Raw genomic sequence first — 24,780 nt, 5'->3', positions numbered from 1 at the left:
TCTCAAAATTACCACCTGCCAATAAACTAAAATTGTACAAATTCGACATTTATTCCCTGATAAAAAGAGATTGGTCTTCAGAGAAATATGCTGAGGGATTCTTACCGGTGAACGTTCTATAATCCCTGATCATATGCGCTTGATCGAAATACCCTGAATGTAAGGCAAGCTGTGTCAATGAGAATTGCTGATTATAATATGCATTTGTGATACTCCTTTCAAAACGAACTATTCTGGAAAAATATTTGGGAGAGAATCCTGTCAGAAATTTAAATTTACGTTCAAATTGTCTTTGGGACAGGTATTGACTGTTAAGCAAATCAAACATCTTCGCATTTCCATCATGGAGAATCAAATAACTGATTGTGTTAATCGTATTTTTAAAATTCGGCGATAAATGATCTAGCCTGTTTTCAATAAAACGAGTTATAATTTCAACTCTTTGCTGTGTACTTTTACAATTTAATATTTGCTCTTCTAGAAAAACACCCTCTTTTCCCAAAAGTTGCGTTATTTCCAAATTTTCACCAGTAATTTCATAAGCTGGAATATTAAAAAGCAAACTAATGGCATGAGGTTGAAAATAGACACCAAAAATTCCGACTCTTTGATTGGAAGACAGTTGATAGAAGGAATTTGTTTGTGATTGAAACCCACTCACAAACAACTTGTTTTGTTCGCCATTTTCCATGATCATCATTCCTGGGATATACTGAAAAGCCAATTTAGGGTATATGGATGCCACAGATGAATGGTAATACAAGGATGTTTTCGTGAAATCTCCTTCAAAATTCCAAAAAAATTGAACGAGATGTTTAATACTGGATTTAGGATAGATTTTTATGTATTCCATTACCGTAATTTAAAAGACAAAATATACAAAAATACCATGGGACAATCAAAATTCACGGCACTTGAAAATTACTTCTTTTGAGCAAAATGTTATAAAGTACTTTGCTCAGGATCGGTTTTTTAATTCGATTTCTCTGACTAGTACTAAAATTAAAGCAAAATGCTTTAAACATCGTGGCACTCAAACCGCTGCAGTATAAAGTCACGGTAGTCTTGTTCCTGAAAAGTTACTACGAGTGAGTTTGAAATGGATGGTAAAGGATAAAGGATTTATTGGTCTGTAAAATGACCTGAATCACCATTTATGAGAAGTACTTCTAAAATGCTTGCACTAATCAGATTTACCAAATCATTCTCTCCCTGCTCTGGTACAAATTTTTTTTCGATAATATATCCTAATTGACCTTCTTGCTCGTTATATCCGATAATGTACACTACTGGATGCTGCAAATTAAAAATTTCTAAATTTGAAGCGGGCTCGGAAACAAGTGAAACATTATATATTGAATCTTTGTAACGTTCCAAATTTAAGTTTTCAAGACTGGCTTCTTCATTACAATCAAATGAAGCAATAATTCCCTTAACGGAATATATCTTGTCTTCCAATTCGTAGTGAAATTCAAATGTTTTATTAACTTCTGCCATATTTAGATTTTTTTCGCTAGACTTACTCTCTCAAATTTTAAGCCATAACGGCTACGATTATACCACAAATAAGAATATGAAGATCTTAACCTAAAAATAACAATCCAATTTCCACCTTCTTACAATTCAAAATTTTATACAAAATATTATACATAAATCTGTTTATATATAAATAATCAGGTTATAAATCCATTCAAAAGCAGAGCTTACTGTAAAGACATGCCATAATTTAAAACATTCTTTAAAACGGAAAGTAAAGTCCAGAACTTTATTTAGTTTAATCATGCTGAAATGAATGAAGAATCACGATTTGGAACAATGTGAAACGACTCGTGTATGGCATGCAATGGCTGGCAGGTAAGGGGTAGCAGAAGATTTAAGAACGCCGTAAATAAAGCATCCGACAGCAAGCGGCGAATAGAAATAAATGAGGCTTCAACCTAAGCAATAAGTCCGGTGTTCACGGCGTATTTAATGAGAGAGGCTGTGTTTTTAAGTGATGTCTTATCAAGTAAACGTTGTCTATGCCCCTCTACAGTACGTTTACTCAGAAATAGTTTATTTGCAATTTCGACATTGCTATATCCTTCTCCGATTAGACGTAAAATTTCAATTTCTCTTTCTGTCAGTCCACTTTCTATTACAATTTGCTTTGGCTCTTGATAGGTAGCTGGATATTTCTGAAGATTTGAAAGAATCGATAATGTCATCTCAGCACATACAAACTGTAACCCTTTCATGATTTGCCTAATGCAAAAAAACAACTCGTCAAAATCTACATTTTTCGTTAAATAACCATTAGCTCCTAAATTGAAAGATTTCATAATATTTGAAACATCATCTTCCATACTAAGAATAATGATTTTTATACTTGGATACAAATCCTTTACTCGAGCGACCAGTTCAAAGCCATCCATACCTGGCATCTGCAAATCTGTAATAAGAAGATCTGGTAGGTTTCCTGCTTCTAAAATTTTTAATACAGCCTCTCCATCCTTAGCTTCTCCAACAACCATCATATCTTGTTGTGATTCTATCAATAATTTCAGTCCGGTCAGCACAACATCGTGATCATCCGCTAAAATAATGTTTATCATCTTGGTCTTTTTTAGTAAAAAAATATAAGAATTGCCAAACCGAAGAGTTAAATCATCACCGAATAACAGCGTATAGCACTCTTGTTTGTAATAATAATATTACAAACGAAACGACATAATGTTTGTTTCAAGCTGATAATTGCTAATAATGTATCATGGACAGCATTAGCAAAATAGTCAACAGAGTCTCTCTATAATTACGTTAGACGAGGTACTTACGGTGATAGCTCCTTCTATTTGAAAGTCAAATATAAATAATACCCAATAGTAATTATATACATAAAGCTAGATTCATAAATTATACAAATAGGTCTGATCATGAGGATCACCATACTAATTGGAATTTTTATTAGCTTGACCACTCTCTTATTTTAAAACGAAGAAGAGTAAGAGAAAAACAAAAAGTAATTATTGAAAAGACCACTATTTGAAAAAATTAAAAAAAGATATGACCTTTACTGGCTTCCAGAGACGGCCAGGCCCCCTCCTGTACCACTTTCCCTTCGATGAGGTAAAGGTCGAGGCCTCTTAAAAGATCTTGAACCAACGGTGTGGAAAATGTATTCGGCCACTAAATCACCGATCATACTTACGGTCTTACCAACAGGCACCATGTACAGATTTAACATGTGGTGCTTATTTACCTGTTTCCAGATGCCCGGCATCCACAGGCTTGGATTCAGGAGAACCTTTTTGACGGAGAAAAATAGTTAAAATTACAATTGATGAAACAGATAGAAATTCACTTTGCCAATTTTGAAATGTTTCAAACCAAAAAAGAGGTTCTTTTATAAAATCACTTAAAGTTTTTACAGGCTCATTTTTAAGGAGCTGCTCTTGATTATAATCAATAAAACTGCCGTATAAATGTCCTGCCCAACTGATCAGAAATAACAAAATAAAAGAAATGGCCAGAGAATTTTGGTAAATCGACAATCGCCAGCCTCCGCGTTTTACAGCGTACGGAGCGTCGGGCTTTGTAGGGTCCGGGTCTCGGTCCACTTCTTCTGGTTTTTCGATATCTTTTGACTCGGCAGAACCAATCTGCCTGAGCGAAATAGTAAGGATAACATATAAGGCCATCTGTAGAAATTCACTTTGGAAATTTTCAAAAGTTGCCGAAAAAAAATGCCCACTAGTTAAATAACGGGTCAATGCAATGGCCGGTGCTCCCAACTCTGCTAATTTCTGGTTATGCTCCTGCCATCCAAAATAAACTTGTGCTCCTATTGCAATAACAAATAGCGCTATAAATACAATAGACAAACTGTTGCGATACAGAAAGGTTTTTTGATTTTTGTTTTGTAAACTTTCCATTTTACTCCTTTTGTTAACGGTGATAAGTAGATTATCTGAATTTTTAACCAAAGAATCCCTTATCTCGTATAAAAGTTCATTAATTATAATTTTAAAGTGTTTTCTATGTAAAAAGCTGGTTTTTAAAGATGCGAAGTATTAATTTTGTGTGTTACACCAACTATGTGTTAAATGCGTATTTAATGAAAACAAACACCTATTTTCATTTCTCATTAAAATGCTTTAAAAAAGATAAAACAATTCAGAAAGCCACTTTGTAGTAGAAATGACATGCTTTTCTTGAAGTAAAACGATAACCGTATTTTACACACATGGTGCTATTTTTTTTCCTTCACGATTATCGGCCTTAAACTATTGTAGCTTAATAGGCGTTATTTTAATATCAATTAAGTAATGTATTAATAAGGTAAATTATATGGAAAATGCAAATTTAAATGTCTTGTTCCAGGAAAAAAGACAACAATTGAACCACTTTGCCAGTCAGTTTACATCCGATTACGATGAAAAGGAAGATTTGGTTCAGGAAACCTTTATTCGCGCGTTAAAATCAATTCATAAATTTATCAATGATCCTAAATTAATGACCTGGCTCTATGTCATTATGAAAAACATCTACATTAATCAATACCGCCGCGAAAAGCGAAAAAATGTTATCTACGATGAGTATATTCATACTGATTATTTCGATAGTGTAGCCATCAATCAAACAGAAAACAAGACGATACAGGATGATATAAACAGGGCTATCGAATGTTTATCGCAGGAAAATGCAGATATATTTCGATTGTATCTGGAAGGCTACAAATATCAGGAAATAGCGGAAACTTATGATCTTCCTGAAGGAACGGTTAAATCGCGGATCCATGTCATTAGAAAAACGTTAAAACAAAAATTGAAAATGTATCAGATTAATTGACGCCATTTTTCAAAAAGCCAGTAAATAATGACTACATACTATAAATAATAAGTTTCACTAAACAATTTAATCATGAAAAGAATGACATTCATTTTTGGTGCTCTAACAGGTATAATTTTAGCATCAGCTTGTGGTAATAGTACAAATAAAGATCAAAATAATATGGATAGTCTGCCTTCGGATACAGGCTTGCATCAGGATACCAGCATGCAAGATACAAGCAACATCGTTGAGTATCTAGATTCAAACTCGGCACAATCATCAAATGGTGTTCTCCCAACAACTCGATAGGTAAACTTCAAACCTTTTATTTAGATAGAGGCGTTATTATTTTCTTAAATATAGCTTATTACGTAGTTATATATTTTAATCTCCAAGACGATGGTACAACCATTAGTGCTCGGAGATTTTTTTTAACCAGATCTTTAATGATCAAGATATCATCTTAATGGAAATATAATAAAGTATTTAACCTTTCAAATAAAAAAGCTGATTCAAAAGAATCAGCTTTTTTATTTGAAAAGTCTGTCAAACTTTTATTGAACAGCTCCTACATTGGCTTCATCCATCGCGATTTCAGTCAGTAGAACATCCGTTTCTTTCTCTTCGGCAAGTGTAGCTGCCAAAAGTTCTTCTGCCTCTGTATGCTCCATCAATTTAGCGTAAGTAACCAAACAACCGTAACTTGCAATTTCATAATGCTCAACTTTCTGAGCCGCAGAAATTAAAGCTGCGTCTAATACCTCAGGACTGTCTTGGAACTCTTCCATAATTTCGTCGGCCTCTTCTAAAAGACCTTCCATTGCCTTACATTTTTTTCCTCTAGCGGTCAAATCTAAGCTGGAAAATACGGATTTTAACCGTTCTATCTGGCCTTCGGTCTGCTTATAGTGTGTTTTAAAAGCTTCCTTTAGCGTATCGCTATGGGCACACTCTGATAATTTTTTGAGTCCTTTCAGCAATTGTCGTTCAGCACCTAGGATATCTTTTAATTCGTCAACAAATAACTCATGTAAATGTGCATTTGGCATTTCGCCCGATTTGTTTTTTCTAGCCATAATCGTATAGTTTAATTTTACATTTAGATACGGTAATAACCGGTTGAATCGAATAATAGTTCACAAAAAGATTAATATTGGGTATAAAATTCAAATTGCAGGTAAAAACTACGGCTTGCTATAAGTTATGTTTTTTAACCGGATCGGTTATTATCAGACATCAGTATATATAAGATATTCTGCTGCTTATTGAATCATTTATTTACAACTTCTCTAAATTTCCGTTGGTTCCAGCGTCTGGTGAACACCTTTCCGTTCTCAAACTTGTAAAAATAGGTATCTCTTGTTCTTTCATAAGGCCTGATTATCGTGAAACACTCTCCTTCGGGTAGCTCAATAATCTCATGAATAGTGTCTGCAGGAACGAAATGTGAACTTCCTTCTTGCCTATGATGTATTGAAAAAGTGTAAGTTCCATCTTCGTGAATTTCATAAATCTTTTCCACATAACTGCCTTTTAAAATATGCGTGGTAAAACTAAATGGATGGTCATGTATATGTTCGTTTTCATCTTTTTCACTGAAATGGTGTATGACAGCATCGAATGGCAAACCTTTTAAATGATGTTTCATAAAAACAGCATTCATCTTTTCACGTTTGATTTTAATATTAATCATGTTAATAAATTTTTCAGGACGTCAATCAGACCTTATTGATAGAATTGTAATTTCCGGTAATCGCATCTTTTAAAGTAAAGATAGTCCGAGAATAAATTTTAATTTTCTTTTACTTTACCGTATATAAAAATAATGAAAAAAGAGGTTAAAACTGTGAGTTTTTTGTTTTTATTTTATAATTTAAGATCGCTGCAATGACGTAATATCTAATAAGTTGTATACTTTAAAATTTCTTATTGAAGTGCTGTATAAAATTACAAAATGGCATTAGAATTGTAATAAATTAGCATTGTAATGTTTGTATCTCCCAGGTGTTAATGACGGTACAAGATTCTTTTAAGTAACTGAGTAAACCTTTATATATAAACCATTTGCAAGTTATCACTGCACCTGGAATAATAACTATAATATGAACAATTTCTCACCAAATACTAAGGACATTTTCTTCTCACAATTAGAGGTGATGCCATCCATAAAAAGCTCTATCGTAATCCCTGTCAAAAACGAGGAAAATTACATTTTAAAAACATTGAATTCCTTTGTACAACAAGTTGATATTTTAGGGAAACCACTGCCTGTAGATCAATTTGAAATCTTGCTCCTGGCTAATAATTGTTCTGATAATTCAGTTGCCTATATTAAAGATTTCCGAAACAAACATCCAAATCTAAACATTTATCTGGAAGAGGTGACATTACCGCCCGCCCAAGCAAATATTGGCTATGTACGTAGAAAACTTATGGAATGCGCCTATTTCAGGTTAGCTAAAAATGGTGGTGGTATCATCCTTACTACCGATAGTGATACAATAGTAGCTCAGGATTGGATTGCTCAAACCTGTTGGGAAATTGAAAATGGTGCAGAGTGTGTGGGTGGGAGAATTTTACTTGTTGATGATGAGTTAGAGGGTCTTGATGAATATACTCGTTTACTCCATTTTAAAGACGAAAAATATCACCTTTTGATTGCAGAGCTGGAAGCTAGAATTCTAAATCCATCTTTTGACCCCTCACCGAGACATCATCAACATTTCAATGGTAGTTTTGCTATTACTACAGATTGCTATTTAAGATCGGGAGGAGTCCCTATTGTAAATTACCTGGAGGACTGCGCTTTTTTTGAACGTCTAGAAAGTGTTGATGCTAAAATCCGACATAGTTATAAAGTGAAAGTTTATACGTCTGCAAGATGCATAGGCAGAACAGAAATAGGTCTATCCTACCAATTGAATGAATGGAAAAATTTGGGAAAGCAAGTGGACGAATATTTTGTGGAATCTTGTCCGTCTATAATCAATAGGCTCACAATGAAGAGAAACCTAAGGACCATGTGGGAACTAAAACACTGTCCCGAATTCGATTTCTACCAGGAGATCAGAAAAATAGTTCCGGAAATGTCCTTAACTGAGGAAGTGTATAAAACTTTTAATAATACGAGATATTTTGGAGAATGGTTTGAAAAAATAATTATATTAAAACAAGTCAATTGTCAAGAGGAATTTCCTGCGGTACATATTGATAAAGCAATTACAGACTTAATGATCAAACTTAAAGAATATGCTTATCATAATTTCCCCCAAACATCAATTCTATAGTTTTCTGTCCTATTGGAGAATATATTTTCCATTTTATGTTGCATCAATCGTTGAAAAGTGTCATGTACTTGATCTCCTGTTTGTGGATAATCGTGAACTTCAGGAAGCCAATGTACTAGAACTACATGACCGCCACACGGTAGTTTGGAATATAAACATTCTATAGCAGATTGCCAATCTGTTTCTGTTAAATAATAAGCTACTTCTGAAACTACGATCAAATTAAATTGATGCTCAGGCAATTCCTTTGGAAAACTTGCTTTTTTAAAAGTAATATTACTTATTTTATTACAGCGTCTAGCGGCGATATCTAACGCCTTTTGCGAAATATCTATAGCCAATAAATTAGTACTATGTCGGGCTAGAAGCATGGTGAGAACTCCAATAGAACAACCAACTTCTAAAACACTTTCATAATGTTTATTCGGCAAAGCTGTTATCGTAGACACATATTTTTCGGCTTCATATGCGCTGGTTTCAAAATCCCAGGGATCTTCGTTGCTCTCATAAATAGCATTGAAATAGTCAGAAGTTAATGATTTTTTTTGATTCATTATTTGGATATAAAAAAAGTCTCATAGGGTACATTAAATTGACTAAGCATTTCATTAGCCAGACGAAATCCTTCTGGATCGTCACTAATCAAATCAGTAATTTGAGAACGATATTGTGCAATAGCTTCTTGTTTCTGAACTAGTACAGTGCTTATATCTAAACAAAAAGGCATCGACTCGTTACTGGTAGGATTATCTGCTAATTCTCCTAATTCTTGAAGCCAAATCGGATATTCATAAATTTTAATACCTGGAGTTGTTGCAGCGTTTAATATTTGAAAAGCAGCCTTGTGGTCAGGATGTGGATCTCGACGCCAAGGAACAAAAATAGTTTGAGGCTGTAGCAAATCCAGCTTAGTAGATATATTTTCTACCGCTTCCTCAAATGCTTCATCATTTTTAGTAGGTACATTTCTATCTGGATATCGGCAGAAAAAAATGTTTTCTTCAGATACGCCAAGAATTCCAGCGGCATTGATCAGTTCTTGCTCACGTAGATCTCGCAATTTAGCCGCTGGATATTCTTTACTATTTGGATGTGACAAAGTCCCATCGCTTAACAAGACGATATAAACGATCTGCCCATATTTCCGTAAAAGTGAAATAACACCTCCACAACCCAAACTCTCATCATCTGCGTGCGGAGCAACAATAAGAGTTGTTCCAAAGCCTACGACATAATGTTCTGGCGACATGGGAATATGATCAAAATTGAAGTGCAACATAATTTTTTGTTTTATAATAGCTTAAATTTCAGATTTTGCTAGAAGAATTATGGGACTTTAAAAGAAATTTACCTACATCTTCCAAAACGGCATCGGGGGCGGGTTGCCTTAGATAGGTACTGAGATCACGAATAATCCTTCCGAAATGATGTGGTTTATTAAGCCCCCTTGCACCCACGCATTTTTGACAAAGATTCATTACTTCGGTACAGATTTGCTCAATAGCAGTGCGCATCATATTACAGTAAATAATAAAACATTCCCCCTCTTTTACAGAAGGCTTTTGCATATAATGATCCATTTTTGTTGCCACGGCATTAAGCCATAGATTTCCGGATTCTACTTCAATTGCCATCTGACCTAAGCGCATATTTTGAAAAGGGTCTTCTACCCTTTTTAAGGCTTTAAGATATTTTCTTGTTTCATCTAAAAGTTGTTCAGCCGCCCCCAGCTGAACTGCGGCAAAGCGTACTGACCCACTGCTAAAACTAGGCTGTAAATAATAGTCTCCTGCTGATCCCAATAGATTTATTTTTGTAATATGAGCTTTGACAAATGTCATTTTAAAACTCCTGCTTGCTTTCATTCCCATTGGATTCCACCAGCTGGGATCACTTATTACATTTACTTCGTCTAAAGGAACAACACACATCTGCCAAGATCCATCTTTTTTAGCTGCTGTCACAATTGGTCGGGTTACATAATCACTACCTGTAGCAAAAGTTTTGGAACCATTCAAATGATAACTTCCATTTTTCTTTTTTGATAAGAACGTACCTAACTCTGATTGGGTATTCCAGACACCGAAGAGTTTACCTTTAAACGCTTCAGCTGCAAAAAGCTTTTTTTGTTTTTCTGTGCCAAATTGATTGATTAAGAGCTGTGCATTGAAATGGCCTTCTAATACTCTTCCTATTACTAAATTACCTTTTCCAATATATTTAAGAATTTCCAGTAATGCCAAGTTAGTCCCTGGTAGTAAACCTACATTATGGCCACCATATTTCACAGGCAAACATGCTGTTAGCAGTTCAGTATCTTTTATTTTTACCAAAGTTTGTTCCGCAAAAGAACTAACTGAGTCAGTTTCTGCAGCTTCAGAAAGTGATGATTTTCCTATAATTTTAGCAGACATCACCAATTTTGCTACTTTAGATTTATTCATTATTTCGAAAATTTATCCAGCACTTTACTCATCCATGTAAATAACTTATATTTTTAGCTTAATTGGTTTATCACTCTATATATACTCCATTTTTACGATCATTAAAATTATCAGTGATGCGCTGTAGTGCCTTAATATGCTTCATAAATTTTGAAATAGCGATGATACTATCTATGTTGGGTACTCTTTCCAAAGAATTTGTGTTAAAAATATCATAGAGTCCACTATGGTGCCATTCATCTAAATCATCCCAATCTGGTCGGTCGACTACTGGATAAATACAGCATCCAAGAAGTGGAATCTCTGCTTCCAGTAGAGATATACATTCCTTTGTAATTGAATGAATCCACTTGGCACGGTCTTCTTTAGGATGACTAGTTTCAGAAATAATGACAGGTCGACCATAGCGTTTAAAAACGCTTTGAATTAAAGAATGTAGTGTGCGATAATAGGGATGAGCTGGCTCCTCTGCCCAAGGTAAAAACTCATGTGTCTCATTGAACCACTGGTTGTTATAATAATAATTAACGCCAATAATATCTAGGTATTCAGGTTTACCTCTTAGCTCCGGACACATGGCTCCAGTGAGAATATCATGGACCTGAAACTGTTCAAGATGCTTTTTTTGAGCTTCCGCAAGTGACAAAATATTCGCAGGATTGGAGGTTACGATGCTTATTAAAGGCTCCGTGACCAATATTCTTATGGATGGATCAACTTCTTTCATCATTTCTATTCCTTCTATGTAGGCTTTCATAAGCGAATATTTAACCTCCCACCCCTGCCCGACACAGTAAGGAGACGTTCCCCTGACATCACCTCCTAGCCAAGAAAGAAAACTCACTTCATTTATTGGAGTCACTATTAATGGTCCATGGGGAACCAAACTCCGGTATTTAGTAACAAATGCACGGCATAAATGGCTAAATCTTCTAGCGAACATGGGATGAAGTGGAGTCAGATCATCAGGAAAACCAAAATGACAGATGTCCCAAATTACTTGAATATTTTTACGTTGCGATACTTCGACAATTTGCTCTACAACTGACCAATCGTATTGGTAGGGCTGCGTTTCAACATGACTCCATCTAATTCCTTCACGAACTGTTTGAATACCAAGTCCGTTTAGCTGATCGAAGTCTTCTTCTAAATAGCGATCATGTCCTGAAGCATGGAAAAGATCTACTCTATTGCCAAATGCATTAAGGTGATCGGCACATTCAAACCCACCCATCAGAAAACTTTTAAAAGGATTCTGATGGGAGCCTGAAAAATCATTAATTAACATATATTTCCTGATTTTTAATTTTGCGATATAGTGCAAGAGACTGTGCTACTACTTGATCCATATTATAATACTTATAGGTCGCTAAACGACCTGTGAAATATACATTAGGATGTTCTTCTGAAAGTTTTCTATATTGATTATAGACATCCTGATTCTGCTTTCTCGGAATTGGATAATATGGGTCTCCGTCGGCAGTAGGATATTCGTATACAATTGTAGTTTTCGAATTCTTTTGTCCAGTCAGATATTTAAACTCCGTAATGCGTGTATAAAGATTAGAAGTTGGATAATTGATTGTTCCAGTTTCCTGATATATTTCCTGATTAAAAGTTTCAAATTTAAAATCAATGGAACGATATGGCAGTTTACCATAACAAAAATTAAAATATGAATCTATAGGACCTGTATAAATCATTGTTCTAAAGGGTATAACATCAATAATATCTTTATAATCTGTTTGAAGCATGATGCTAATATTTTTATGCGATAGTATTTTTTTGAACATTTCCGTATAACCGTTTTTAGGCATTGCTTGAAAGTTATCCGTAAAATAGCGATCATCTTTATTCGTTCGGGTTGGCACTCGGGCCGTCACTGAAGCATCAAGTTCAGATGGATCTAGATCCCACTGTTTTTTTGTGTATCCTTTAAAAAATTTCTCATATAATTCTTTTCCAACGGCATTCAAAACAACATCTTCGGAAGTAAGAATAGGATTTCTTTTTTCAGCTTTTGATGCTAAAAAAGAAGTAACTTCATCTGATGTCAGATTTTTACCGTATAGCTCATTAATAGTGGTCAAGTTAATGGGAATTGGAACCAATAAACCATCTACACTGCCTAATACTCTGTGCTCATAAGGTCGCCATTCAGTAAACCTGCTTAGATACCGAAAAACATCCTCAGAATTAGTGTGGAAAATATGAGGTCCATATTTATGAATTAGGATACCATCTTCGTTGTAATAATCATAGGCATTCCCTGCAATATGATTCCGTTTATCCACAATTAATATTTTTTTTCCTTCTGCTGCAAGACGCTCTGCTAAAACTGCGCCGGCAAATCCGCAACCTACTATTAAAAAATCATACATGATCGATCTCCTTTTGTACTGTTATAATGTGGTTATTCCTCATTTTTGCTTTATTAATAAGTGCATTCATTTTATTAAAGGTGTGATCCCAAGAATCATTCTCTAAAAAATGATCAACCATTTTCAACCAGTGATCTTTTTCAGTGCTAGCAAATATTCTTTCGGCCACTGAAATAAAGGCATTGGGGCTGTCTATAATCTGAACTAAACCTGCACTACCATAAGGGTGCACAACGTCTTTTATTGCAGTTGATATGACTGGTCTACCAGCAGCTAGATATTCAGGTGTTTTTGTAGGACTTATAAATTCTGTGGATTCATTTAAAGCAAATAATATAAGAGCGATATCCCAATGGGCAATGTAAGATGGTAATTCTGCATAATTTTTTGAACCTAAATAATGTATATTGGAGGCCCTAGGTAAATCATCTGGATTAATCTTAACAACAGGCCCAATAATTACAAATTGCCAGTCTGGACGCTGCGCTGAAACTGTACGTAGTAATTCAATGTCAAACCTTTCGTCTACAACACCAAAAAATCCTAGTCTCGGAAAGCCAATAGACTTTTGGTCTTCAGGATCATTCTGTACACTTCTTGCCTGTACAAAATGTTCTTTGTCAATACTACTTGGCATTGCGTGAATATTATGATGCCTGTTTTTCTTTGCCTGGTACAGCGTGTGTCCTCCTGTAAAAACGACATCTGCTTTATTAAACAACTCATTCTCCAGCTCTAATAGCTGTGGAGGAGCAAATCTGAATGCGGATAGCTCATCCATCGAATCATAAATAATAATGTCCGGTGTGAGATTTCGGGTAAACTGAAGGGCCATTGGGGTATAATACCAGCAGCTGTAATGTTTAATACTATATTCTTCTAAAAGTTGATTGATTAGAATTTGGATTCTGTAATTAGTAGTTGGATCATGACTTGTAATCATGAGCTCCACAATATTTACATTATCCTGGACACTAACGCTGTACATATCGGCATGTCCGATCCTGGGTTCTTCAAAATAAAATACCCGATAAATATTCGCAAATCTGGATAAAAGATGTTGTGGGCGCTGGTAAACAAAATTCCAGGACAGATGACTAAAACATAATAAGTTATGCATTTTGATGTGATTTAATTGTTAGTGATTTTATTAATCCAATTTTACAATATCTCTAAAAATGAAATACTATTATTAACTGGATACAGTCCATTATATTGGTATTTACATAAATAAATACCAAATTAATTTGTACTTAAATGAATTGCTGGGATAAATAGCCAGCGTACTAGGTTGCGAAATTGTTGGCTATAGAACTGTTTCAAAAAATAATAACCATAATTGATCCTCCTTTTACAATGAAATAATAACGTGTTTTGCAGATCTTTATCTACAAGAGGTTTAGCTATGAACTACTGAATTTCATATGATCTACCGGTCATGTTACTCTGGAGCTGATTTTTTTTGTTCAATCATCTGTTATGATTTAAGTTTGTTGATGGTTTTGCAAGAGCTGCTTTAGCTGCTCTACAACATTTTGCTATAAGTACAAATGATTATGGAAAAAAGTTCAACTATAATTATCGAAATTTTTAGTTTAAAAAATTACAATTATGTATTACAGATCGGATGATTTAAATATTTTTACTTTCGAAGTGACCGGATTTGATTTACTATTTTAAACGAATCAGATATGAGTTGCTATGAAAAAAATATTATGATCACGTCTATAATTTCTAAAGTCAGTCTGGATCTTTTTTGTCATAAAAAAATGTAAAATCAGCTTTTAATTGTGTCATGTATTAGTTTTATCATTTTTACTGTAACAGTTTTGCGAATTCCTGATTCCACCAATAGGGGTATATAAATCGCGAAAACCAGTATTTAACCTGACAACTTTCAAGCATTTCCGCATGTTTATTAATAGAATAAAAAGAATTTAATTGGATAGCAAAACCGCAACTTAAAGCGCTTTTATACAATGATCCTCATGATTGTATGGAAGGTTTGAAACGTCCAATTTTCAAATAAAATCTAATGCTATGAAGAACGAAGAGAACAAAATCAGTAGACGTAAAGTAATCGGAGGTATCGGAGCTGGAATTGCCACATTAGCAGTTACACCCTTAATGGGAAATGCGGGTGCGCCCGCAAATCAAAAATTTGGATACGATATGGAAGATCCAAGAGTAAAGTTTCCCAAACCTCCCTTTAAAGAACAATCTCAGCCATGGCCAGGACTTGCCAGTCAAATGAATCCAAGACCAGACCATGGCGAAACTTCCTATCGCGGCTCAGGCAGACTAAAAGGACGTAAAGCACTAATCACAGGTGGCGATTCAGGAATGGGAAGAGCTGCTGCAATTGCTTATGCTCGGGAAGGTGCAGATGTAGCTATTAATTATTTGCCTGCTGAAGAAGCTGACGCCAAGGAAGTGATTGCGCTGATCAAAAAAGAAGGCCGTAAAGCATTGGCAATACCAGGTGATCTCCGGGATGAAAATTTTTGTAAAAAATTGATCAACGAGGCCGTAGCTGGACTCGGAGGGCTCGATATTCTTGTAAACAATGCAGGTAGACAACAAACTAGACCATCCATTCTTGATATCAGCTCGGATGATTTTGATGCTACAATGAAAACTAATGTTTATGCTCCTTTCTGGCTTACTAAAGCGGCTCTACCACATTTGAAGGCAGGATCTTCTATTATTGCTACCACTTCAGTTCAAGCTACAGACCCTTCTCCAGATTTATTCGATTACGCACAAACAAAAGCTGCAAATACAAGTTTTGTACGCTCATTAGCAAAACAGCTTGGATCTAAAGGAATCCGTGTGAATGGTGTTGCTCCAGGCCCCATATGGACTGCCTTACAAGTAAGTGGCGGGGCAACAATGGAAAAACTTGTCAATTTCGGTGGTGACACACCACTTGAACGACCTGGTCAACCTGCAGAATTGGCTTCCATATATGTACAGCTTGCAGCCAATGACGCCAGTTATGCCACAGGGCAAATTTATGGATCTGCCGGTGGTGGAGGTCAACCATAATGCAGGATTCTGCTCGTATATATGGGTAGAAAAAGATAGCGACATTAAAAAATAAAATTAGGTTAATAAACCTCTAAATAATTAATATATGAGAGCAGCAGTATTCCATAAACCAGGTGATATTCGAGTCGACAATGTCCCTGATCCAAAAATCCTTGATCCCAGAGATGTTATTCTTAAGGTCACATCAACAGCCATATGCGGTTCAGATTTACATATTCTGAGCGGTGCGGTGCCTCAAAAAGAGCCCCTCATAATGGGACATGAATTCATGGGGATTGTCGAGGAAGTTGGATCTGCAATTACAAACCTTAAACGTGGTGACCGTGTTGTTGTACCTTTTCCAATTTCATGTGGACAATGTTTCTTTTGTCAGCATGAGGCTTCTCCAGCATGTGAAAACTCAAATTTTAAACATTACGGTCCCAATGGCGATATGCTGGACCAGAAAGGTGGGGCACTGTTTGGCTATACCGATCTGTATGGCGGTTATTCCGGAGGTCAGGCAGAATATGTGCGTGTTCCTTACGCTGATATTAGTCCACGTAAAGTTCCAGATCATCTCAGCGATGAGCAAGCTCTTTTCTTAACGGATATTTTTCCTACAGGTTGGTCATCAATTGACTGGGCCGCGCTTAAAGGTGGAGAAACAGTTGCCATTTTCGGATCTGGACCTGTTGGGCTAATGGCGCAAAAAGCAGCCTGGCTTAACGGTGCCGCACGAGTTATTGCTATCGATCCGTTAAATTATAGGCTTCAAAAAGCCAAAGCTGTTAATAACGTTGAAATACTTAATCCTAATGAAGTCGATGTTGTAGAAGCAATACGGGCAATGACTGAAGGGAGGGGTGCAGATGTATGTGTAGATGCCGTAGGATTTGAACCAGAACGTACCTTTATGGATAAAGTTAAAGCTACAGTCAATTTTGAAATGGGTTCGATGAAAGTGCTCGATCTCTGTTTTGAGGCAGTAAGAAGAATGGGAACCGTATCGATAATGGGCGTGTATGGTTCGACCTATGATAATTTCCCGCTCCACCGGGTTTTTGATAAAGGCATTACCATCAAGCAGGGTCAAGCTCCGGTACTGAATTATATTGACAAACTAATTGGCCTGGTTAATGATGGCAAGGTTGTACTTGATGATATTATTACCCATACCTTATCATTGGATGATGCAACTCATGGTTATAAAATTTTTGATAAAAAAGAAGAAGATTGTGTAAAGGTTGTTCTTAAACCTTAGCTACATCTCTTAAACTTGTTTATAAAAAAACGTAAGTATTTTATTGTGGTTATAAAATAGCGTTAATTTTATAACTCTTGTTTTTGGTAGGTATGATTACAACTTTCCTGATGAGTAAATAAACAAAGCCATTCTTGACAGAATGGCTTTGTTTTTATAATCTTTTCGATTTTAGTTTTTCAATCTCGTCGATGGTAAGGCCTGTAGCTTTAGCAATCTGATGAGTAGACAGCCCCATCTCTTTCAAATTCAAAGCTGTTTCAATAGCTTTTTGGTGTTGGCCTTCAGCTTTAGCTTCAATTGCAACTTGTTTAGCCTCTATTGCAGCTTTCTCAGCCTCTTTCAATTGTTTTTCTAGTCCTCCCAATTGTTTTTCTAGTCCTCCCAATTGCTTTTCTAGTCCTTCAACTTGTTCCTGTTGATACATCCGCACTGCTTCGGCATCCCATTTTCGTTTTAAACTAATATCATACATAGTTCGTTCCTCCTTTGTCAATTTTGCGTAGCTGGCCAATTGAAAGAATCGTTGAAATACCGCCGATTTCATGATCCGTGGCAAGGTCTTTAACGTAGACATATTTTTGAGCATAAAGAATACTTTATCCAGTTCGTCTTCAACCTCAGCTTCGCTTTTAACAAAGTTAATAATTTCTAAATAGATAAACCCCAAACCCTCGTAAAAAATTTGCCCTGAATCTCTATGACACAGGCAAGTATCATGAAAATAGGTTTTATGATCACCTCCTGGCATATGAAAACCATCCATCAGGACAATGGTATAAACTTCGGGAATGGCATAGCCCCAGGCTTTACGGTTTCCTTTGGGAGCCGTATCTGAAATAACCTTGCTGGCATAATAAAGCATGCGTTGCTTTAGATTAGTCTGACTGCTGGTCTGCATCTCAATGATGATCTCTTCGCCTGTACTGATCTGAACTACTAGATCAAAGATAACTTTACCGATCTCCTCGGTTGCACCGATACGCTCGGTATCTCGATACGTCAGATCAACGATGGTCTTTCGACCACGAAAGATGATGTTAAGAAAGTTGATCAGGTTGATCTTGTCTCCGAATAACCGTTTGAAGCCCTCATCGGTGGTCGGATCAATAAAAACGGGTTGAACGTGATTTTTCATAATTTTAGGATCTGCTTAAATAATTAATGTTGCTAAGCAAACATCAGAAAAACTAAAATTATTAGACGGTTATTAAACGTTTGTTGTCGACAGTAGTCGTTTGTTGTCGGCTAGTGAAACTTGAATCAGTCTTTAGAAATACAACAGAAAAAAGAAAAACCACATCTTACGACATGGCCTTAACTAAACATATGATTAAACAGTATATTACTTGTACGAATTGATCGATTGGGATACTTTCCAGTTACCACCGTCATTGACTAAAGTCACGAGATCGGTTTTGGTAAAACCTTCAAACTGCATCATTACTTTGGCGATCATATAGTCTGCTGACTCCTGTATGATAGAGGTGCTGGTTTTACAATTCAACTGCTCACCTTTTTGCTTTATCAAAAAGGATATAACTTCTGAACGACTATTGGTTTTATCTTCTGATGCCTGTACTTTTTGGCTGAAGTCTGTTGTAAACAATTGCTCTATTCCTGCCGATTGTCCTTCTGTCATAACCGCAACGTAATGATCAATGGCTAGATCTGCTGTAGATAAATTGACAACCGCTTTTTTAGGGTTTGATACCTCTGGTTTGCCTGCTGCCATAGTGAAAGTAGATACTGCGATCAAGACTGCTGCTGCGAATGTTTTTGCTAAAGTTTTTTATCTAGATAACTTGTTATTTAAAGGTGATAAGGCTATCATGAGTATAAATTCTGCAACTAATTACCAATGTACTCATGATGGTTCATAATGTCTTTATTTTATAGTTTGTTAGTTCTTATTTGTTGATTCAAAAGTAGGGTGTAAATCGTCCCTACCCTATGGCAATTAGACTAAACCAACTAAAAACTCGGTGAATGAAGGAAATGAATAGGTGAAATTATTTTAAACTTTTTTGAACTATTCTATTCGACAGGTGTTCTTATTATACAAAACGATAACAAACATACTTTCAGCATGAAAGTGTAAAACGATAAATGACGTAGTACAGTAAATAAATCCAATTGCTTGAAAACAATTTGGATGATGAAACAAAATAGAGGAAACGATAAGAAACATAAAAATTACTGTGCAGTTAAACGCCAAGATAAAGGGTCTAATGAGAATTAGGCCCTTTTGATGTTTATTAACATCAACGATTTGCTCCTATAACGACTGTTGCTGATATAGGATCAAAATAACGCAGGACTTCTCTCCCCTCGATGGTATTTGTACTGGTAACGATCATGGTGTATGATGAATACTGTTTTAAAAGTCCGAAAATAAAGAATCACTTTGATTAAAAAATACGGGAAGCCATAAGGATGGTATTAAACGTATACAGCCATTCTTAACAGAATGGCTGTATACGTTTTTTATATGATCTGAGTTTTATTTCAGTTTTTCGATCTCTTCAATGGTAAGACCTGTACCTTTTGCAATATCTGCAATAGGCAAGCCCATTTTCTTGAATTCTAAAGCAATGGCAATCGATTCTTCTCGCTTGCCTTTTTCAATTCCTGACTGAATTCCTTTTTCGATTCCAGCTTGGATTCCTTTTTCTCTTTCTTGTCGTTTGATTGTTTCTATTACACCCATTTGAATTGTGCCTCCTGTCACTTGATAAATGTATTGATCAAAGTTACTATTTATTTCTTTATCTCGTATAAAAAGAAAACTCTTTAAAAAAACTAAAAAGCTCATTATACGATCTTTACTATATTTATTGGTCTCGATAAGCCTTCGAGCGATTGTACTACGCTGCTCGGCGAGCTCCTGCTCTGGAATCTTATCTTCATCTAAAGCTTTCTGGCATGCCAAAACAATATACGCAAATATATTGTCCATATCGAGTAGCTCTGATTCGTCATGATCAAAAATTTGATAACTCAAATACTGAAAGCGTAACGACGTGCGAAAAACAGCAAAATGATATTCATCAGTACATGGCTGTGAACGTCCTCCAGTAAAAACGGCAATGGTCTCCACAGGAACACGGTAACGATCTAGTAGTCTGTAAAAATATTGAAAGATACGATGTGAGAAATCGGAATCATGTCCGCCTTCGATTTCTGTATTCACTAAGATCCACTTCTCGCTTCCGTCTTTTAAATAAACCTTGACTAGAAGATCTGCTACCCGCTTCCCTTTCTTACGCTCACGATAGGGAAAGATCTCCAGCAATTCTTTATCCATAAAAGTCAATCCACGCCCGAGATCAAAGGTAGCATCGGCATCTGGATACATAAACCGCAAAAAATCAGGAAAATTATCCTCAAAAATGGCTTTCAAAAGCTCATCATTTTTCTTAGGCGGCTTAAAACGTCTTGAATCTACACTCATAAACTGTTTATCAATTGGTTAACAGTAATAAAGATACAAATAAAAACTAAATATATTAGCATTTATTTTCTTAAACATAGAAGTACAGGTGTATCGATAACGGGATCTTAAACGATTGGCGTTCCTTTTCCCGAGATAGCATCAATATTGACGCTGAAGCCCATAAGGGCATCTGCTCTATATCAACGGACATTTTGCTTTAAAGACACCACGACGCTCTTATTTAGCTCCTGTACTTTGTTTTCGTAATTGCGGGAGCGTCCTTCGAAGAATTACGAAGGGATCTGCGAAGCAAACGCTACGAAGCTGGCTCCGGATTCATTCCGAATCTGATGGTTTCCAATTATCGTCTCGTTCTTCGCCCTTTACTAGTTGGCTTACATTTTTTATCATCTCTCTTTCACAAGCACCAAATTCAATAAAATTCCTTTGTACTTGTATTAGTGAAATTGGGTTTGCACCACCTTCATAGTTCGGGTCATCAAGTTGAATTGCATAATTGAAAAACCAGTTCGAAATTCGGACTGTAATTTTTCCGAAAGATATTTCATAAAATTTCTGCCACAATCAGTACCAGATCACTCTAAAGTAATTCTATATCCAGCTCATTCTTTGGTATTTCTAATTCATTGTTTCACCTCTGTTAGCGTTTCCAATTCTATAAATGATTTAATATGCTGTCAATGCTTTTGAGTTCTAAAAAATTATCGTTTTTAAGATTTTATTCGTGTTGCTCGTGTGTCCACGTTACGTGGTACGGAATGTATCCGCCATATCCGCCCAACGAGCAAAACCTTTTCTATTATTCTCTTCCCCATCAGCTATGGTAAATAGCTGAGATCAAATTTAAATCGACAAGGGCCACCCTATTAAAAATAGGATAGATCTTGTGAATCGATTTTGTAACTTAAACTTTGTAAGTGAAAGAATTTAATTTACATGATTTTTAAGACTATGAGCGATTTCTTTCTTCCGTTTCTCTATCTCGTCTTCACTCTTATATGGAATTTTATATCTTGGATCATTTTTGTCTAAATAACTATGATAACGCCAAAAAGCTAATGGATTTTTCCAAAATAATCGACATAATACAGTATCATCTGCTATCAATTTCTCTGGATCTATAGATTCTTTAAATCCTCCTTTAACTCCTGATATATTGTTTCCGGATCTATCGATAACAGAAAAATTCCCTGATGCAGTAGCATATTTATAATGTGTTTCATCGACAAGCCAATCAAATGTATATCTTAATGGAGGAATATTACTGAGAAAGATAATGACGATTAATGACATTAAAATATAATATCGTTTTTTCATTTTAATTACAATTAGTAGAATGTGATGACCTCGCTCAATGACTTTTCAATCCTTATATTTAAAATGTATAGAATTCACCAAATAATTCTTCCAGCGCCAAAAACACAATGGATTAATTTTATATAGACGGTATAACTTCCGGTTTTCCTTTGCAGGCTCTGTTCTTTTAATAAATTCATTAAAACCAAAAGTCGAGAATCCAGGACTTTTAAAAGAGAAATTCTGTGTTATGACATATGAACCATCTAAGTTCGCATACCTAAAATGTCCCTCATCTAATCGATGAGCAATATACTTATTGATGAAGGGTAAATTAGGGATTAATAGAATGCTTACAAGCACTATAATGATTGTTTTCTTTTTCATAGTTATATATTAACATTCACATGCTCTTTTAGATCTCTTCTCTGAAAGAGCCTACTATTTACAGTGGATCCTAAAAATCTTGATATCTATTTTCAGGATGGTAAGGAACTCTATTAGGTTCAATCTCTTTCCATGATTTATAATCAAAATCTTTGCTTGTTATGAGATAGTGAGACCATCGCCAAAAGCAAAATGGATTAATTCTGTAGAGCCGATATATTTTCTGATTCTTTTTTTCTGGATGAGTGTCTTCTATGTATCGATCAATTGCCCATTGACTAATAGTTGGAGATTTAAAACTGAATGTATCATGATTGGTATAGGATGCATCTGCATTAGAATATTTAAAGAGATCCCCGTCTAACCGATGAAGTAGGTAACCGTTTACAAAAGGTAGATTACTAATGAAGCCCGCGATCAGGTAAACATAGATAAATCTTAATAGGTATTTTTTAGTTTTCATATTAATTAGAGTTTGTTTTAGTAGCAGGTTGAGCAGTAATAAACAACCTTGACTTATTTAGTTATCATTAAATCGATTTGATATGTTATAATTTATAAAAGAAAATACCTGCATATTTTTCATTCAAGAATAACGATCGTTTATTCTAATGCAGAATGTCCTTAAATCTGCATTAGAATGAATGACACTAATTTAAGGGACGTAAAACGAGATCCTTTTGACAAAAGGCAAAAAATATAAATATTGAATGAAGAGTAGTTTAAGCTTAGATCTTTGCTCGAATCCTGCTTAGGGTAGATTGTGTTATTCCTAGATAGGATGCAATGTATCCCAAAGGAATACGTCTTAAAATTTGTGGTTTTTTAAGTATTAATTCATGGTATCGTTCCTTCGCAGAGAGCATACGGAGAGCGTTAGCTTTACTTTCGCTTTGGATATAATATTGCTCTGTCAGAAATCTCCCTATATAATTAAACTCCAAGTGACTTTTATAAAGATGTGTCAATGTTTCGTAAGAGAGTTCTAGTGTTACACAGTCTTCCAGTGCTTCAATCGCCTCAAAGCTTTTTTTCTGGCTATAGAAGCTATAGACTGAAATAGCCAGCTCTCCTTCGGTCAGCAACCAGGAAGTATGTTCCTCGCCTTCCTCATTCAAATAATAGGTTCTTATACAGCCCGCTAGTATAAAATATATTGATCTATTGATTTCGTTTAATTTAAGCAAATGAGCCTTTTTATTAAACCTGGTAATCTTGCTATGTTCTCGTATGCTTTTTTCAAGCGCTTCACTCATCGGGTAAATGCTATTAAAGACCTGCATGACTTGTGCGTGTGCCTCGTTAAGATCAATTTTTGTCATATTAAAAATTAAGGTTTATCAATCGTAACTAACAGCTATCGGTATATAACTTAAATATAGTGAAGAAATCACGAATGACAAAAATTGGGACGTAGCTATTTTTTAACTGATTTTTTAAATTTGCGGAGTAATTGGACCCTAATAAGCTTTGCACTTCCCTTTGGGCGACAAGGCATATGAGTAGAAAAAGTAAAATTAAAAGACAGCTTAGAAGAAGAACGGAAAAGCCAGATCTAAACCATTACGAATATGGCGGTTTCCACTGTAAAAGAAGTCCACTCACAAAATGAATTCTTAGAGAAATTATTACGTATATTTAAATCAAAGTAATTTATTTACTATGTCAAATCCGATTGAACATTTATGGTTATATAATGACTGGGCCAATAAATCAGTCATCAGTACAATAAAATCTCAAGGAAGTATAATTCCTCCCTCCTGTTTACGACTAATGAGTCATATTGTTAATGCACAAATAATCTGGTTAAGTAGATTAAATGGTGAAAAACCATACCTAGGCGTTTGGGATGAACATAGTATTATGGAATGCGAACAATACCATAATTTGGCTTCAGCTGGCTTAGGTGAAAAGATCAAAAAACACAACGATTATGACAAATATAGCATTCAATATAAAAACACTAAAAATGATAAATTTGTAAACTCCATTGAAGAGATATTATTACATACCTTTAATCACGGAACTTATCATAGAGCTCAAATAGCAACAGAGATGAGAAAGAATGGTCTTGAGCCGGTTAGCACAGATTATATTGTCTTTGTTCGAAAGCAACATTAGCATATTCCCTATCGTTTTACCCTCAAAAAGATTGACCTCTGACCTCCTCCAAAAAAATTGGCCATTTTAAAAGTATAGAATTCAGAGATGAATTACTAATTCTAAATAGGAGGAAATCAGATGAAAAGATCGAAGTTGACCGAAAAATACCTGATCCCCCCTGTTTCATTCTTCCCTTTGAATAGCAAGGGTAAAAATTCGGTCAATCGGGGCTGAGTGAATTTACAGAACCCTCTCCTGCTTTAATCCATTTATTGAACAGGATGAACAAGCAAGAATGTTGAGCAACAGAGTTTTATCACAC

General features: G+C 35.3%; 26 protein-coding genes. 6 read left to right on the top strand and 20 right to left on the bottom strand.

Annotated elements, in window-relative coordinates:
• Window positions 1-49: 49 nt before the first annotated feature.
• From JAZ75_RS19190 to JAZ75_RS19175, 4 genes are all read right to left on the bottom strand, one after another.
• On the bottom strand, window positions 50-853 hold the full coding sequence (locus JAZ75_RS19190) for a helix-turn-helix domain-containing protein (protein WP_208697643.1): 804 nt from the start codon (window positions 851-853) through the stop codon (window positions 50-52).
• A 269-nt stretch (window positions 854-1,122) separates the two neighbouring features.
• On the bottom strand, window positions 1,123-1,497 hold the full coding sequence (locus tag JAZ75_RS19185; protein WP_208697641.1) for a hypothetical protein: 375 nt from the start codon (window positions 1,495-1,497) through the stop codon (window positions 1,123-1,125).
• 440 nt (window positions 1,498-1,937) lie between these two features.
• Window positions 1,938-2,594 (bottom strand): response regulator transcription factor, encoded by a 657-nt coding sequence (locus JAZ75_RS19180; protein WP_208697639.1) that lies wholly within the window; start codon window positions 2,592-2,594, stop codon window positions 1,938-1,940.
• 636 nt (window positions 2,595-3,230) lie between these two features.
• Complete coding sequence (locus JAZ75_RS19175) at window positions 3,231-3,911, bottom strand: DUF6766 family protein (RefSeq protein WP_208697637.1); 681 nt, start codon at window positions 3,909-3,911, stop codon at window positions 3,231-3,233.
• Window positions 3,912-4,326: 415 nt separating this feature from the next.
• Between JAZ75_RS19175 and JAZ75_RS19170 the strand changes: the two genes are divergently transcribed.
• Both JAZ75_RS19170 and JAZ75_RS19165 read left to right on the top strand, forming a co-directional pair.
• Window positions 4,327-4,827 (top strand): RNA polymerase sigma factor, encoded by a 501-nt coding sequence (locus JAZ75_RS19170; RefSeq protein WP_208697635.1) that lies wholly within the window; start codon window positions 4,327-4,329, stop codon window positions 4,825-4,827.
• A 72-nt stretch (window positions 4,828-4,899) separates the two neighbouring features.
• Window positions 4,900-5,118, top strand: a complete 219-nt coding sequence (locus JAZ75_RS19165) for a hypothetical protein (RefSeq protein ID WP_208697633.1) — start codon at window positions 4,900-4,902, stop codon at window positions 5,116-5,118.
• A 245-nt stretch (window positions 5,119-5,363) separates the two neighbouring features.
• Here the strand turns inward: JAZ75_RS19165 and JAZ75_RS19160 are convergent, their stop codons facing one another.
• Complete coding sequence (locus tag JAZ75_RS19160; RefSeq protein ID WP_208697631.1) at window positions 5,364-5,885, bottom strand: ferritin-like domain-containing protein; 522 nt, start codon at window positions 5,883-5,885, stop codon at window positions 5,364-5,366.
• Between the two features lie 194 nt (window positions 5,886-6,079).
• A complete protein-coding gene (locus JAZ75_RS19155) occupies window positions 6,080-6,502 on the bottom strand; it encodes a hypothetical protein (protein WP_208697623.1) in 423 nt (140 codons plus the stop codon).
• A gap of 409 nt (window positions 6,503-6,911) precedes the next feature.
• On the opposite strand from JAZ75_RS19155, the gene JAZ75_RS19150 reads away from it, so the two are divergent.
• Complete coding sequence (locus JAZ75_RS19150; protein ID WP_208697621.1) at window positions 6,912-8,096, top strand: glycosyltransferase; 1,185 nt, start codon at window positions 6,912-6,914, stop codon at window positions 8,094-8,096.
• Here JAZ75_RS19150 and JAZ75_RS19145 read toward each other — a convergent pair.
• The 6 genes from JAZ75_RS19145 to JAZ75_RS19120 all read right to left on the bottom strand — a co-directional run bounded on the left by JAZ75_RS19145 (window position 8,066) and on the right by JAZ75_RS19120 (window position 14,041).
• Window positions 8,066-8,650, bottom strand: a complete 585-nt coding sequence (locus JAZ75_RS19145; protein WP_208697619.1) for a class I SAM-dependent DNA methyltransferase — start codon at window positions 8,648-8,650, stop codon at window positions 8,066-8,068. The genes JAZ75_RS19150 and JAZ75_RS19145 overlap by 31 nt on opposite strands.
• Window positions 8,650-9,375: a PIG-L deacetylase family protein gene (locus JAZ75_RS19140; protein WP_208697617.1), complete on the bottom strand. Its 726-nt coding sequence runs from the start codon at window positions 9,373-9,375 to the stop codon at window positions 8,650-8,652. Before JAZ75_RS19140 ends, JAZ75_RS19145 begins: the two co-directional genes overlap by 1 nt.
• 28 nt (window positions 9,376-9,403) lie before the next feature.
• Window positions 9,404-10,540 carry an acyl-CoA dehydrogenase family protein gene (locus JAZ75_RS19135; protein WP_208697615.1) on the bottom strand — a complete coding sequence of 379 codons (1,137 nt, stop codon included), beginning with the start codon at window positions 10,538-10,540 and terminating at the stop codon, window positions 9,404-9,406.
• Window positions 10,541-10,610: 70 nt separating this feature from the next.
• Entirely contained in the window at window positions 10,611-11,828 is a 1,218-nt protein-coding gene (locus JAZ75_RS19130) for an amine oxidase (protein WP_208697613.1), read from the bottom strand.
• Entirely contained in the window at window positions 11,818-12,921 is a 1,104-nt protein-coding gene (glf, locus tag JAZ75_RS19125) for a UDP-galactopyranose mutase (RefSeq protein WP_208697611.1), read from the bottom strand. Before glf ends, JAZ75_RS19130 begins: the two co-directional genes overlap by 11 nt.
• Complete coding sequence (locus JAZ75_RS19120; RefSeq protein ID WP_208697609.1) at window positions 12,914-14,041, bottom strand: glycosyltransferase; 1,128 nt, start codon at window positions 14,039-14,041, stop codon at window positions 12,914-12,916. Before JAZ75_RS19120 ends, glf begins: the two co-directional genes overlap by 8 nt.
• Window positions 14,042-14,961: 920 nt before the next feature.
• Here JAZ75_RS19120 and JAZ75_RS19115 point away from each other — a divergent pair.
• Together JAZ75_RS19115 and JAZ75_RS19110 are read left to right on the top strand one after the other, a co-directional pair.
• A complete protein-coding gene (locus JAZ75_RS19115; protein WP_208697607.1) occupies window positions 14,962-15,969 on the top strand; it encodes an SDR family oxidoreductase in 1,008 nt (335 codons plus the stop codon).
• An 88-nt stretch (window positions 15,970-16,057) separates the two neighbouring features.
• Window positions 16,058-17,215, top strand: a complete 1,158-nt coding sequence (locus JAZ75_RS19110) for a zinc-dependent alcohol dehydrogenase (protein ID WP_208697605.1) — start codon at window positions 16,058-16,060, stop codon at window positions 17,213-17,215.
• A gap of 154 nt (window positions 17,216-17,369) precedes the next feature.
• On the opposite strand, the gene JAZ75_RS19105 is transcribed toward JAZ75_RS19110, so the two are convergent.
• The 8 genes from JAZ75_RS19105 to JAZ75_RS19070 form a co-directional block, all read right to left on the bottom strand.
• Window positions 17,370-18,353: an Rpn family recombination-promoting nuclease/putative transposase gene (locus JAZ75_RS19105; RefSeq protein WP_208697604.1), complete on the bottom strand. Its 984-nt coding sequence runs from the start codon at window positions 18,351-18,353 to the stop codon at window positions 17,370-17,372.
• 207 nt (window positions 18,354-18,560) lie between these two features.
• Complete coding sequence (locus tag JAZ75_RS19100; protein ID WP_208697602.1) at window positions 18,561-18,950, bottom strand: nuclear transport factor 2 family protein; 390 nt, start codon at window positions 18,948-18,950, stop codon at window positions 18,561-18,563.
• Between the two features lie 768 nt (window positions 18,951-19,718).
• Window positions 19,719-20,669 (bottom strand): hypothetical protein, encoded by a 951-nt coding sequence (locus tag JAZ75_RS19095; RefSeq protein WP_208697599.1) that lies wholly within the window; start codon window positions 20,667-20,669, stop codon window positions 19,719-19,721.
• Between the two features lie 318 nt (window positions 20,670-20,987).
• A complete protein-coding gene (locus JAZ75_RS26235) occupies window positions 20,988-21,236 on the bottom strand; it encodes a CPCC family cysteine-rich protein (protein WP_208697597.1) in 249 nt (82 codons plus the stop codon).
• Between the two features lie 363 nt (window positions 21,237-21,599).
• On the bottom strand, window positions 21,600-21,989 hold the full coding sequence (locus JAZ75_RS19085; protein WP_208697596.1) for a hypothetical protein: 390 nt from the start codon (window positions 21,987-21,989) through the stop codon (window positions 21,600-21,602).
• A gap of 45 nt (window positions 21,990-22,034) precedes the next feature.
• Window positions 22,035-22,355 carry a hypothetical protein gene (locus tag JAZ75_RS19080; protein ID WP_208697594.1) on the bottom strand — a complete coding sequence of 107 codons (321 nt, stop codon included), beginning with the start codon at window positions 22,353-22,355 and terminating at the stop codon, window positions 22,035-22,037.
• Between the two features lie 70 nt (window positions 22,356-22,425).
• Window positions 22,426-22,818, bottom strand: coding sequence for a hypothetical protein (locus JAZ75_RS19075; protein WP_208697592.1), 393 nt, complete (start codon window positions 22,816-22,818; stop codon window positions 22,426-22,428).
• 265 nt (window positions 22,819-23,083) lie between these two features.
• Window positions 23,084-23,677: a Crp/Fnr family transcriptional regulator gene (locus JAZ75_RS19070; RefSeq protein WP_208697590.1), complete on the bottom strand. Its 594-nt coding sequence runs from the start codon at window positions 23,675-23,677 to the stop codon at window positions 23,084-23,086.
• Between the two features lie 340 nt (window positions 23,678-24,017).
• Between JAZ75_RS19070 and JAZ75_RS19065 the strand changes: the two genes are divergently transcribed.
• A complete protein-coding gene (locus JAZ75_RS19065) occupies window positions 24,018-24,476 on the top strand; it encodes a DinB family protein (protein WP_208697588.1) in 459 nt (152 codons plus the stop codon).
• The last annotated feature ends 304 nt before the right edge of the window (window positions 24,477-24,780 follow it).

The sequence above is a fragment of the Sphingobacterium sp. UDSM-2020 genome (assembly GCF_016132525.1).
In the GTDB taxonomy this organism is placed as follows: Bacteria; Bacteroidota; Bacteroidia; order Sphingobacteriales; family Sphingobacteriaceae; genus Sphingobacterium; species Sphingobacterium anhuiense.
The sequence above is the reverse complement of the archived record's forward strand: the minus strand, read 5'-3'. Positions and strand labels throughout refer to the sequence as shown.